A 12,011-nucleotide genomic window follows, 5' to 3' on the forward strand; every position below is an offset into this window, starting at 1 on the left:
AATATAATGACATTTAAAAAAGCGTTCAATATAGGTTATTTTGTTTTGCTTTTATCTTTTATTGTCGTATATTTCTTGCTTCCAGTCGATCAAATATTTACTGCAATCATCATCCTAACCGTACTATTTGGAGTATATCAATTTGTGATTTTCAAAAAACTAAAAGAACAAAAACAGCAATAAAAGACGCCCTAGTGCATTAGACTGGGGCGATTTTTTTCAACCAGTTCCACACATATACACTTTTCCTGGAGAACTTATTTCGTCCAGTTTTTTATTTTACGTTTACTGTCTGAGAACATTTTCAAATGGCTCTTTCTTCATAGTAACAAATGTCAGTGTCTGCACGTGTTCCCCAACGTACGGAGAAGTAATCTGTTTTCATTTTCAATTGGATCATTACTTGAGCAGTAGCAGCAATCCAGCCAACATAAGGAATACGGTTTAAAATTGCTGCTGCAATTACTCCTACAGCTGCCTTTCCCTCTACCGTAACACGGTAATGATCATATTTGGACCACGCCCATTTTCCCTTTTGTTTTTGTGTTGTGAAATTATTATTCGCTAACTGTTCAAGAGAATTACTAACTTTATTCATTTGATTTTCTAATACAATGCTATTTGCAATCTTATTTACTTGTTCTTCAATTGCGGCTATTTACTAGAAACAGAAATATTACCTGTCTCTTTGTTAGAGGTATAGGTGGTTGTTCCAAGTTCAGTTTTAAAAATTGTAGATTAATAGCTTTATGCACTTTTCGAATAAATTAAATGAAGCCCTAATCTAGAAATAACAGAGGAAAGATAAACTGATAACGTTCAGGAGAATACACATTTGATAAAATATTCAGTGGAGGGGAGAAAGATATGAAGTCACTTTTACTAATTGGACAATCAAATATGGCGGGGCGCGGCTTTAAACATGAAGTGCCTCCGATTTATAATGAAAGAATCATGATGCTGCGAAATGGTAGATGGCAAATGATGACTGAACCTATTCATTTTGATAGGTCGGTAGCTGGTGTAGGACTAGCGGCTTCCTTTGCGGAGGCTTGGTGTAAGGATCATGAAGGAGAGAAGATTGGTCTGATTCCATGTGCAGAAGGTGGCAGTTCCATTGATGAGTGGTCGCTAGATGGAGCATTATTTCGTCATGCAATAAATGAAGCTAAATTTGCAAAGGAAAATAGCGAATTGGTCGGGGTATTATGGCATCAAGGAGAAAGTGACAGCCAAGATGGGAAATACAAAGCATACTATGAAAAAATACTAAGATTATTTAATGAACTAAGAACTGAATTATCTGCACCTAACATTCCGCTTTTGATAGGAGGTTTGGGTGATTACTTGGGACAGGTGGCATTTGGCGCAGGGTGTGTGGAATATCAATTGATTAATCAGGAACTACAAAAATATGCACATCATAATGAAAATTGTTATTATGTTACTGCGAAAGGCCTTGCATCTAACCCAGACGGAATTCACATCAATGCGATGTCTCAGAGAATATTTGGTATAAGATACTATGAAGCATTTCGAAAAAAAGAACATATACATGAGCCATTACCAAATGAAAATGAGTTAGTCAATGAATGTCATAATAGAATGAATACCTCAGCGGAGAAAAAATACATAGCACTAGAAAAGTTCACGTTGGGCAAGATTACTTACGAAGAGTTGCTGGAGGCTTTAGCGTAGGTTAAGCTTATGGTAGCCTTTGAATGAAAACGTTAAAACTCACATTACTGATAGACAGAAACATGACATATCTCTTGAAAGGATGATTGTGGTGGTGAAAACAGATAAAGTCTCCTCCTGAATACATGAAATCACATTCAGGAGGAGATAAAAAATGTTTAAACAAATAGACGAAAATTACCCGCGAAAAGAGCACTTTCATCATTATATGACGTTAACCCAATGCTCATATAGCCTGTTGATCGATCTAGACATCACGACATTGTATTCAATATTGAAAGAAAAAAAGCTAAAAGTATATCCTGTGCAAATTTATTTATTAGCAAGAGCTGTGCAAAAAATACCGGAGTTTCGAATGGATCAAGTGAACGATGAACTTGGTTACTGGGAGCTTCTCCATCCTAGTTATACGATTTTAAATAAAGAAACGAAGACATTTTCAAGTATTTGGACGCCTTATGACGAAAACTTTGCTCTTTTTTATAAAAGCTGTGCAGCGGACATTGAAACATTTAGCGAAAGCAGCAAACTATTTCCGAAACCTCATATGCCAGAAAACATGTTCAATATTTCAAGTCTACCGTGGATTGATTTCACTTCTTTTCATCTTAATATATCTACAGATGAAACTTATTTACTGCCAATATTTACGTTAGGTCAATTTAAGATGAAAGAAGAAAAAATCATCCTACCAGTCGCCATTCAAGTACATCATGCTGTTTGTGACGGCTATCACGTCGGTCAATATGTGGAATATTTGAGATGGCTTATTGAACATTGTGAAGAGTGGTTAAATGATTCATTGCATATTTTCTAAAGACAAAAGGTGTTCCCATGGAAACCTAGAAGATGAAGGCAGACTGAAATGAGTCTGCCTTTTTGTTTTGTAATGATAATGAAATGTGCCAAAGGTTTATTGATGTAACAATTGTTCTTTTTGCGGTTTCTTTTCGGTGCTTTGTAAATTCCTGCATGTGATAATAAATGTAATATAAGGGGAATTAATGGAAGGGGAATAAGGGATGGAGAAAGTTCTTTCTTCACATGTAGGTGTGAAAATAAATGAATGGTATAAAATGATTCGACAATTCAGTGTACCCGATGCAGAGATTTTGAAAGCTGAGGTAGAACAAGAAATTGAACGAATGGAAGAAGACCAGGATTTACTGATTTATTATCAATTGATGTGCTTTCGTCATCAGCTTATGCTTGATTATATTAAACCCTCACAGCAGCGATCTTTATCCATTGCAGACTTAGTTGATAAAATCGAAAATTCAAATCATCAACTTTCCGGTATGTTGCAATATTACAATGCCTTTTTTAGAGGAATGCATGAATTTAGTAAGAAAGAATACATACAGGCTATCCAATATTATAAGATCGCTGAAAGGCAGCTTGCATTGGTTGTCGATAATATTGAGCAAGCAGAGTTTCATTTCAAGGTGGCTGAAGCCTACTATATTATGAAACAAACGCATGTTTCTATGCATCACATCATAAAGGCGCTAGATATTTATAAAGAACATGAGCAGTATAAAGTTCGCCAAATTCAAAGTCTAATTGTCATTGCAGGAAATTATGATGATTTCAAAAGATATGAAAAGTCGCTGCAACACTTAAAAACTGCTTATTCAATTGCTGTGGGCGCAAACGATCAACGTTTAGTAGCAAAAACATTATTAAATATTGGTAATACATATGATAGGCAATCAAAATATACAGAGGCAATAAAGCATTATAGAGAAGTGTTAGATTTAATATCCTCAGAAAAAAATGACATAAAGCCAATCACTCTATTTAGTTTGTGTTGGTCGCTGTACAAGTCTAATCAAACTGATGAAGCAGATCTGTTAGTTGAAGATGGTCTTATGTATTCCTTAAAGGTAAATGATTCGCTAAGTGTGTTGTTATTTAAAGCATTAAAAGCGATTTATATGGATACTGATGAACAAGCGTTTAAAGAAGTGTTGGCGCTTTTTGAAGAAAAGAAACTACATGTCTATGTGGAAGCATTTGTTCAAAGTGTCGGGTTGTTTTATGAAAAAAAAGGGAACTTTGAAAAAGCTGCCGAATATTACAGAAAGGCTCTTAAGGCTCAAAATGATATTCAAAAAGGAGAATGTCTATATGATTATTAAAAGGGTACTTTTCATATTAAGCATTGTATTATTGAGTGTATCAGCAGTAGAAACTTTGCAGGCCATTGAAACAAAGTCGATTCGAAATACAACAATGGAAGAACAACAAAAAATCGATCGAAACACGACTGTGATCGACCGAAATGCAACAATTCAAAACGTATAGGTGAAATGAAAACAGACCTGGAGGGGTCTGTTTTTTTTATGGGGAAGGATTTAATAGCTGTCAGATTGTAATAATAATTAAAGTGCATGTACAGTGATCAATGATATATACTGATCACATTAGGTTCTAGCGGCATACACTTTGAAATTATTCTGGGAGAAGAAGAGAGTTCTTTCACGTTAGAAAAGATAGATGAGGAAAAAATTCGTGAAGCAGAGGAAACACTTGGTGTCACTTTACCTGATACATACAAAAAACTCATTCAAGAATGGAATGGCGGTTTTTCAGTTTGTAATGCTTTTCCAACCGAACGGGCAAATTCATGGGCAAAGGATCATGTTCAATTTGACCATCTAAGAGGAATTGCCAAAGGTGATGGAAGTATGAACAGCCTTCAGTTAAGTGATGAATTGGATCTGCCTGAGGGACTTATTTTCATCAGCGGTGAAGAAGATACATGGATCGCAATGGATTATCGAGAAACGAAAGAACATCCTCCTATTCACTATTTTGATTTAGAGATGGATGTAGATTTTAAGCTGGTAGATACTTTCGATGATTTTGTTGAGAAATTATATACAGCTGAAGATGCGATGGTCGAAGTAGTAGAGATTGAGGAGGAAGCTTCAGATTTTTATGTCAGTAAAGAAGAGCTTGAACACATATTTGATAGTCAGGACCTTTGTCAGCAGATTCTCTTCAAAATGGCACATTATCCGATGGAAGAAACAGAAGAGATCAAATGGTTTTTCAATCGTATGAAACAATGCATCCAACAGATAATAGATCAACATGTCTTGTATGAAGCAGCGACAACGATTCACTCCGTCCTTCTGTTAAACCCGGATATGCCAAGGAATGACCGTATCAATCAAGAGCTGCAAGAAATTGCTGAGTTTCTAGAAAAGAGTGGAGAGCCTAATACCATCTTTTTGGGAGAAGACATTCGTCCAGTGAAAAAACCATAGTGAAAGAAGAAAAGCCCCTGAAAAGGGCTTTTTGTGTAGTTTATGACCTCTTTTTATTTAAAATTTTCATGATGAATAATGCTATATATGAAGCAATGAATGAGCCAAAAGTGTAAACAACTGCCCACCCTAAGAAGGAGACATTAAAAAGTGTAAATGTCAGGATGAGTAAAATGATAAAGCTCACAACTGGCATGAAATAAACCTTTTGTACAAACAATGTGACGATAAATGAAATAATGATTATACTTACTGGAAGCAAGCCGAATACGAATTCTAAATGAGTCATATCAATTCTCCCTTTAGGATCACCTATTAAATATCTTGAGAATATCCTTTCTATTTTGTTCTAACATCAAAAAATCATATTCAGATACATGATTCTTATCCAGAATTTTGTCGAGACCTTTTATCTTTAAAGAATTCAATCTTTTTCCCTTTTGGTATGAATAAGAAGAAATTTCATATTCTCCGGTCTTTTTTTGGTTTAATAAGTAGATATGATCAGAATTTAAATAGACGAACTTAACATTGAGTCCTTCCTCTTGCTGTTCTAAGGAATAGGATCCTTCTCGTTTCATCGTTTTTGTGTTAAATGTATAAATCTTAGAATTTGCAGTTAAGTGATATAAAATATCGTCTTTTATATAGAAGTGCTTTTCATTTGGTGGAATTAGTTGATCTTCACTTTTATAGCTGCCAAGTAAATATGCTCCCCTTAATTTTTTCTTTTCTATATCAAATACTGCTACTTTAAAAGACACATTCTTAGAATCTTCAGGAGTGTGATAGAGGATAAAATAAGCTAATTTGTCCTTAATGATAATATTTGAATAAACTTCCCAGTCTTCATTAATGAGTTTAACATGACCACCATTTTGAAGAGTCTTTTTTTCATCAGATCAATTGTTGCTAAAGGACCCATCCCGCCCGTAATTCCGATCGTTGTAGACATATTCGCCACCACATTTCTTTTTTTCAATTATAAAAAAAGAAAGCATGGTGAGCGTTATAGAAAAGTTCTAAATGTATATAGAAGGTTTATCAAAAGCGTCTTTTAATGGCGCTTAGCGGCCCACTCCGATTGAAGAATCGCATATTGATATTCATCAACCCAATGTCCTTTTGACATATAATTTTGTAGTTTCAACAATTCTAGGCTCGCAGTCAAGTGTATGAATGGCGCACTCTCCTATCAGCTGATTGGATTCAGATAAGGCAATAGTGTATTGAAACCATGTCCCCGGCTGATTAGGTTTTGCGTCAAAATGATTCAGCTTCTTTGTACGTATAGTTTTCTCAGGATTGAAATGTTGCAATAGAGGGATATGCTCGATATTGTTAGAACGCTTCAATATCTTATAGATCAAATTGGCGAATAACAACCCGGTTTGTCCTTGTAAATATGCTGTTTGCATTCTTCATGTTTTACCCTCATCTTTTAGTTTGTTCTTGATTTGAAAAAGTCTATCAGCCATTCAGATAGCTGCTGCTGTGCTTTGCTGACAAATCGGTCTGCATAATAAATTAATTCCAAGTGACGAACAGGTGCCGGCTCAGCAATAGGAATCGAAACAATATTGGGCCACGTCGAATGTTGTTTTAGTAATCCTCTTGGCTGAATGGTTGCACCGATCCCGGCTTCAACTAACTGCAATAGCGAAGATGCGGACCCAACCTCCATGGCAGTGTCTAGTTCAACACCCTGTTCTTTACATACGTCATCTACTAAATCCCTTCCTAGATATCCCTTCGGATACATGACCAAAGCATGCTGCGTCAGCTCTTCCAATGTCACTTCACTCTTTTGGGCTAGATCACTTTTTGAATGAACAAATAATTCGTAGGGCTCACTTCCAAGTGGAATTTGAACGAGGCGCTTATCTGCAGGCCCTCGCAGCCCGATGCCGAGATCCACTTTATGTGAAAGGACTTCTTCACGCACGAAGATATTTGAATATGCCTTCAGATTGGTTTCGGGATAAAGTGTTTTAAATTCTACAAATAGCGGAACAAGCTGAAAATCAAGATCGGAGGGGAGTACTGCAAGTCGTACGGTTCCGCGTTTTTCAGATAACAGCTCTTTCATCGCATTTTTTGCATCTCTTTCAGCTTGAAGCATTTTCATGCCGTATTGATAAAGCAGTGAACCAGCTTCGGTAGCAACGACTTTTTTGCCGATTCGATCAAAGAGCGGCATCCCAACTTCTGCTTCAAGCAGCCGGATCTGCTGGCTTAATGTAGGCTGTGATATGCCTAGCTGCTCAGCAGCCTTTGTAAAATGCAAATGATTGAATACAGCCATAAAATATGTGATATGCCGAGTATCCATATGTCATCCTTTCATTAATAATAGTTTTTTACTATCATCATAATACGAATTATTGTATTGATCAATGAATGCGGCAGATTTATACTCAAAGTAACCTCAACAAGATGAGAGAGAAGGAAGGGTATTGATGAAAAAAATATTTTATTTAGCCGCTTTATTTTTAGCTGCACTAAACTTGCGTCCAATTATTACGTCCGTGGCTTCCATGATGAGCATGATCCAATCAGAGCTTGGTGTAAACGCACTGACAGCAAGTCTTTTGACCACTTTGCCTGTCCTTTGTATGGGGGTATTTGCTCCCGTTGCGACAATACTCAGCCGGCGTTTTGGCTTAGAGAGAACACTTTTTTTCTCAATTCTTCTCATCACGATTGCCACGGCACTGCGTGGTACAAGCCAATCGGTTGCTATTCTGCTCATGACTGCGTTTGCAGGAGGGGTGGGGATTAGCTTCGCGGGTCCTTTATTGTCTAGTTTTATTAAAAAATATTTCCCGAGAAATCCTGGTATTGTCAGTGTGTATTCAATTTCGATGACAATAGGTGCAGCGCTCGCTTCCGGCTTCACCATTCCGATTTATTTACGCAGTCAGCATCATCTTCCGTTTGCATTGTCCTGCTGGGCTATTCTAGGGGTGATTGCACTTATTCTATGGGTAGGTTTAGTTCGCAAAAATGAGCAGAGTGATCATGTAACCTTGCCGCTAAAATTGCCGCTGCGAAACAAAAAGGCTATTCAATTCACCTTGTTTTTTGGTTTTATGTCCAGTATGTTTTATTCTTTGACGGCATGGATTTCACCGATTGCTCTTAGTTTCGGAAACAGTCCGCAATATGCTGCCATGCTACTGACCATATTTACACTCATTCAGATTCCAATTGCTTTACTCGTTCCTGGAATCGTGAATCGCTTAGGCAAGCCGAAATTATTTCTCATCTTATGCAGTGTGTCTGAGCTGATTGGACTCATCTTTCTTCTTCTGCCAATGCCGATCTTGCCAGCTGTCATTTTCCTAGGTATGGGTGCCGGAGGGTTATTTCCTTTAGCGCTTATGCTCCCTATTATGGAGACGAGTACTCCGGAGGAAGCCGGAACCTGGTCCGCGATGTCGCAGATGGGCGGGTACATCATGGGTGGATTCGGTCCGTTTTTCATTGGCTTGGTTTTCGATCTAAGCGGACATTTTTATGCTTCCATTGTTGCAATGCTTGTCATCGTCATGTTGATGATTGGCGTTCAGATATCAATGAAATTAGGTAGAAAAGAGGAAGAAGTGTCAAGTTAAATCATGCAGCTTCAAATTTCAATCAAAACGGGGGGATTTTATTGCTCATTCGAGAAGCAAAAACGATCGACTACCCACAATGAAGAGATATTTATTTAGCTGCCCGTCATCAAAGCTTTCATTGGGTGAACGCAGAAGACATGAATTTACATGACTTTGATCAGGATACGCTGGAAGAGCAAATTTTCTTAGCTGAGGAAAGCAATAAAATTCCTCGGATTTATCTATATATATGTACCAGATCGTTTTATTCACCTCTTGTTTGTACATCCCGAAGCTGCTGGTCAAGGGGCTGGTGATCTGCTGCTCAAACATGCTATAAAAGTGCTGAGAACACTGGTCACCCTCAAATGTCTCTCTGACAATCACAAAGCTTTGTCTTTTTATCAAAAAAGAGGCTGGAAGGCTGTGATAGAAGAAGGAGAACCTGGGGGAAATACTGGGTGCTTGTTTATGATGGAACGTAAAGAGTGTCTGCATTTTTCGCAGCCGGTTTTATAGATTTTCTTTATTAAACTTGCGTAGATGCTTTCATTTAACCAGAGAATGCTATTGCTTTTATGCTCGATTAAGAGTTTGATTATAATAGAGACTGTAAAACAGAAGACGATAGAATAATTCAGTATTATGAGCTCCAGTGAAAGATATGTTCCGAGAAAAATTTGCACAAAAAGAATAGAGGTGAATAATATGACAACCTATGAGTCGAAGGATATTTTAAAGCAAGCAATAATGAAGACGTACAATCAATACGATGAAGAATTTGATATGATTCCAGAAGAAATGAAAGATGATCGAATAGAGGATGTAAGCCGAAATCCTGCAGAAAATTTGGCCTATCAAGTTGGTTGGACAACCCTGCTGCTTCAATGGGAGCAAGACGAAACTGAAGGAAAGGTTGTCCATACGCCAGCAGAAGGTTATAAATGGAATCAGCTTGGCATATTATATTCTCTTTTTAATGAGAAGTATGCCTGTCAATCACTAGTCGCATTAAGAGCTCAGCTCAAACAGAACGTTTTAACTATTTGTAATATGTTAGATCGTATGAGTGAAGAAGAAGTGTTTAAACCTCATCAACGAAAATGGGCGGATGACGCTACAGCAAAGGCTGTTTGGCCAGTTTATAAATTTATTCATGTGAATACCGTTGCCCCATTTAAAAATTTCCGTACTCAAATTCGTAAATGGAAACGATTAAAACAAGTATGACGTGAAGGATATACTAGATGTACATATTTCGTTAGAACTAAACCTGATTGTATCATCTTATTTCAGAGAGTATAGGGGGGCGCTGATTCGAGCCCAGTTATTCCTCCTTATCAAAATGACGATCACTCACTTGGCTTCTTTAAAGAAGCTTTTTTTTGTTCTTTTGCGGTTTCTTTTCGGTGCCGGACGATTCATAATGATCATGTTCTATTATTGATATTCAAGTTTTTAAGATCACTATACATTGAAAATAATTTTGAGCAGTTGGAAAAAATAATGGAATTGTTAGAAGTAAAGTCAATGTATCCTGACCTTGAAGATTTAGCAAAAGATTATAATGAGATGGGAGATAAAGACAATGCGATGCATTTCTATGAAAAGATTCTTTATTTCCAAACTCAAGTAAAGCGGGGGGACTCTCAGTATAAAAACGTTATCAGTAGTATTCGTGATGATCAGTGTCATAAGTGTTGTTAGTTATTTTACGTCTGAAGTGACAGCAAGTCATGATGAAGCTAGGAGAGGTCATACGGCAAGTATCGGCTATTCTGCTTAAAAAGCCCTTTATGGGCTTTTTATTTTAAGGTATACCTGATGAGGAGTGGTTTCTTTCTAAGGGAAATATAATTAGAAGGGATGAAAATGACAATGTTAAAATCAACATTATTTCGAAGAATTTTCATTATATTTTTTGCTTTAACTTTTATGATTAGTCTTTTCAATATGGCTGTGTTTCCAGGGACGCCAGCGTCTTATTATGTTGGCCTGGTTTGTAAGATGTTGTTTATCAGCTTGTTAAATGGTATGTTTTTCGGAACAATCATCTATTTGATCTTTACCTTTATCAATACTAAGTCTTCTAAGCAAAATCAATAAGAAGTGAGCGGCCAATGGCCGTTCTTTTTTATTTGGAAAAATCTAACATCTTACAAAAGAGAAAATGAGATTACTTAATATTTCACCTATCCATCAGATTAAAACTCCTAAATATGTATTTTTTATAATGAATTCATTTATTTTTAATAACCTACTGCATTATATTTTAAAGGATGTTACCGTTGGATGTAAGGAATGATTGGCCAGTCTTCCAATAAGTGTTGGAGGGAAATCATGAATTACAAAATTGAAATGTTAAAGAATATGAAAATGGTGTTTATGAGAAATATAGGACCATACGGCAGCAAAAAGAATTTAGATATGATGAAAAGTTTTAAAAAATGGATAGCACAACATCATTTAAATGATGAATTAGAGGAATATGGCATATATGGTGTTCCTCAAGATGATCCTGAAAGAACTTTACCTGAAAGATGCAGATATGATTTCATGTTAATGACAAATAGAGATTTCTCAAAAGATCAAATGGTTCAGACTGGTCATTTTGAAGGGGGAAAGTATGCCGTTTTTACGGTGACACATACGACTGAAAAAGTGAATTTGTTTTGGAGTCATTTACCTCATGTTATTCAAAACAATCATTTGGACATTCGTCAGGCTCCTATTATAGAGCGATATAGAGAAGAAGAAGGCGAAGGTAAGGTGTGTGAGTTCTTACTGCCTATCTTTTAAAACCAGAATAAATTTGTAGATGTGACACGAAGATAACGACAATGCAGGAAGTGAAGCTGAGGGACAATGACAATCCTTGAAAGAATGAACGAAACTCATCATTGTAGTCCGAATAAGCACAACCTATAGACATAATGAAAACAGACCTTTATGGTCTGTTCAGATTGTTGACAAAGGGCTAAAATGATGTTTATTTTAGCCCTTTGTCTTTTTTTCAGCGTGATAGAAAACCTTTGAAGTCTAGGAAGGACGAGCACTGGCGCGGAGCGAATTTGTCATTCGTGAGCACCAGCGCTCAGGAATGACAACGAATGCGAGGGTTTGTCTAAACGCTGAAAGCCCTTAATGGGGCTTTTTATTTTAAGAGTGCGATATTGAATATATCGCATGAATGAGGAGTGATTAAAATGTTGAAATCAACATTATTCCGAAGGATTTTCACTATATTTTTTATGATTAGCCTATTCAATATGGCTGTGTTTCCAGGGGCACCAGCGTCCTATTATGTTGTCCTTATTAGTAAAATGAAGGCCCGCTTGATTGATAGGTGCCGTGCAGTTCACACAAAACATCATTCCTTTATTCGCCTGGAATGGAAGGCAGGCGTATAAGTCGATAACTGAACAACGCAGTCTCAAAA

14 protein-coding genes and 1 pseudogene are annotated in these 12,011 nt (G+C 36.8%); 10 read left to right on the forward strand and 5 right to left on the reverse strand.

Annotated features, from left to right (window positions below; translation table 11 throughout):
* Positions 1–6: 6 nt before the first annotated feature.
* A complete protein-coding gene (locus C6W21_RS18930) occupies positions 7–183 on the forward strand; it encodes a hypothetical protein (RefSeq protein WP_189318130.1) in 177 nt (58 codons plus the stop codon).
* A 121-nt stretch (positions 184–304) separates the two neighbouring features.
* Here the strand turns inward: C6W21_RS18930 and C6W21_RS01515 are convergent, their stop codons facing one another.
* Positions 305–598 (reverse strand): hypothetical protein, encoded by a 294-nt coding sequence (locus C6W21_RS01515; RefSeq protein ID WP_106049042.1) that lies wholly within the window; start codon positions 596–598, stop codon positions 305–307.
* A gap of 269 nt (positions 599–867) precedes the next feature.
* Between C6W21_RS01515 and C6W21_RS01520 the strand changes: the two genes are divergently transcribed.
* The 5 genes from C6W21_RS01520 (at position 868) to C6W21_RS01540 (ending at position 4,973) form a co-directional block, all read left to right on the forward strand.
* Positions 868–1,698: a sialate O-acetylesterase gene (locus C6W21_RS01520; RefSeq protein ID WP_106049043.1), complete on the forward strand. Its 831-nt coding sequence runs from the start codon at positions 868–870 to the stop codon at positions 1,696–1,698.
* A gap of 154 nt (positions 1,699–1,852) precedes the next feature.
* Positions 1,853–2,515 carry a type A chloramphenicol O-acetyltransferase gene (gene catA / locus C6W21_RS01525; RefSeq protein ID WP_106049044.1) on the forward strand — a complete coding sequence of 221 codons (663 nt, stop codon included), beginning with the start codon at positions 1,853–1,855 and terminating at the stop codon, positions 2,513–2,515.
* Between the two features lie 205 nt (positions 2,516–2,720).
* Complete coding sequence (locus tag C6W21_RS01530; RefSeq protein ID WP_106049045.1) at positions 2,721–3,839, forward strand: Rap family tetratricopeptide repeat protein; 1,119 nt, start codon at positions 2,721–2,723, stop codon at positions 3,837–3,839.
* Positions 3,829–4,005, forward strand: coding sequence for a RapH phosphatase inhibitor (locus C6W21_RS01535; protein WP_106049046.1), 177 nt, complete (start codon positions 3,829–3,831; stop codon positions 4,003–4,005). The genes C6W21_RS01530 and C6W21_RS01535 overlap by 11 nt, the downstream gene beginning before the upstream one ends.
* 146 nt (positions 4,006–4,151) lie before the next feature.
* A complete protein-coding gene (locus tag C6W21_RS01540; RefSeq protein ID WP_411266021.1) occupies positions 4,152–4,973 on the forward strand; it encodes an SMI1/KNR4 family protein in 822 nt (273 codons plus the stop codon).
* 40 nt (positions 4,974–5,013) lie between these two features.
* On the opposite strand, the gene C6W21_RS01545 is transcribed toward C6W21_RS01540, so the two are convergent.
* The 4 genes and pseudogenes from C6W21_RS01545 to C6W21_RS01560 all read right to left on the reverse strand — a co-directional run bounded on the left by C6W21_RS01545 (position 5,014) and on the right by C6W21_RS01560 (position 7,305).
* On the reverse strand, positions 5,014–5,262 hold the full coding sequence (locus C6W21_RS01545; RefSeq protein WP_106049047.1) for a DUF2651 family protein: 249 nt from the start codon (positions 5,260–5,262) through the stop codon (positions 5,014–5,016).
* Between the two features lie 19 nt (positions 5,263–5,281).
* Positions 5,282–5,737 carry a hypothetical protein gene (locus C6W21_RS01550; protein ID WP_223249507.1) on the reverse strand — a complete coding sequence of 152 codons (456 nt, stop codon included), beginning with the start codon at positions 5,735–5,737 and terminating at the stop codon, positions 5,282–5,284.
* A 293-nt stretch (positions 5,738–6,030) separates the two neighbouring features.
* A pseudogene (locus tag C6W21_RS19150) lies at positions 6,031–6,398 on the reverse strand (GNAT family N-acetyltransferase).
* A gap of 16 nt (positions 6,399–6,414) precedes the next feature.
* Positions 6,415–7,305, reverse strand: coding sequence for a LysR family transcriptional regulator (locus C6W21_RS01560; protein WP_106049048.1), 891 nt, complete (start codon positions 7,303–7,305; stop codon positions 6,415–6,417).
* A gap of 127 nt (positions 7,306–7,432) precedes the next feature.
* On the opposite strand from C6W21_RS01560, the gene C6W21_RS01565 reads away from it, so the two are divergent.
* From C6W21_RS01565 to C6W21_RS01590, 4 genes are all read left to right on the forward strand, one after another.
* Positions 7,433–8,590, forward strand: coding sequence for an MFS transporter (locus C6W21_RS01565; protein ID WP_106049049.1), 1,158 nt, complete (start codon positions 7,433–7,435; stop codon positions 8,588–8,590).
* 258 nt (positions 8,591–8,848) lie between these two features.
* Positions 8,849–9,091 (forward strand): GNAT family N-acetyltransferase, encoded by a 243-nt coding sequence (locus tag C6W21_RS19430; protein ID WP_411266010.1) that lies wholly within the window; start codon positions 8,849–8,851, stop codon positions 9,089–9,091.
* 189 nt (positions 9,092–9,280) lie between these two features.
* Positions 9,281–9,802 (forward strand): ClbS/DfsB family four-helix bundle protein, encoded by a 522-nt coding sequence (locus C6W21_RS01575; protein WP_106049050.1) that lies wholly within the window; start codon positions 9,281–9,283, stop codon positions 9,800–9,802.
* Positions 9,803–10,912: 1,110 nt separating this feature from the next.
* Positions 10,913–11,371, forward strand: a complete 459-nt coding sequence (locus C6W21_RS01590; RefSeq protein WP_106049052.1) for a GyrI-like domain-containing protein — start codon at positions 10,913–10,915, stop codon at positions 11,369–11,371.
* Positions 11,372–12,011: the final 640 nt, after the last annotated feature.

The sequence above is a fragment of the Bacillus sp. NMCN1 genome (assembly GCF_002998085.1).
GTDB lineage: Bacteria > Bacillota > Bacilli > Bacillales > Bacillaceae > Bacillus.

Coding starts and splice junctions, on each gene's coding strand:
- C6W21_RS01560 (WP_106049048.1), bottom strand. CDS start 7,305: ATGGATACTCGGCATATCACATATTTTATGGCTGTATTCAATCATTTG.
- C6W21_RS01545 (WP_106049047.1), bottom strand. CDS start 5,262: ATGACTCATTTAGAATTCGTATTCGGCTTGCTTCCAGTAAGTATAATC.
- C6W21_RS01530 (WP_106049045.1), top strand. CDS start 2,721: ATGGAGAAAGTTCTTTCTTCACATGTAGGTGTGAAAATAAATGAATGG.
- C6W21_RS01590 (WP_106049052.1), top strand. CDS start 10,913: ATGAATTACAAAATTGAAATGTTAAAGAATATGAAAATGGTGTTTATG.
- C6W21_RS01575 (WP_106049050.1), top strand. CDS start 9,281: ATGACAACCTATGAGTCGAAGGATATTTTAAAGCAAGCAATAATGAAG.
- C6W21_RS18930 (WP_189318130.1), top strand. CDS start 7: ATGACATTTAAAAAAGCGTTCAATATAGGTTATTTTGTTTTGCTTTTA.
- catA (WP_106049044.1), top strand. CDS start 1,853: ATGTTTAAACAAATAGACGAAAATTACCCGCGAAAAGAGCACTTTCAT.
- C6W21_RS01520 (WP_106049043.1), top strand. CDS start 868: ATGAAGTCACTTTTACTAATTGGACAATCAAATATGGCGGGGCGCGGC.
- C6W21_RS01515 (WP_106049042.1), bottom strand. CDS start 598: ATGAATAAAGTTAGTAATTCTCTTGAACAGTTAGCGAATAATAATTTC.
- C6W21_RS01535 (WP_106049046.1), top strand. CDS start 3,829: ATGATTATTAAAAGGGTACTTTTCATATTAAGCATTGTATTATTGAGT.
- C6W21_RS01565 (WP_106049049.1), top strand. CDS start 7,433: ATGAAAAAAATATTTTATTTAGCCGCTTTATTTTTAGCTGCACTAAAC.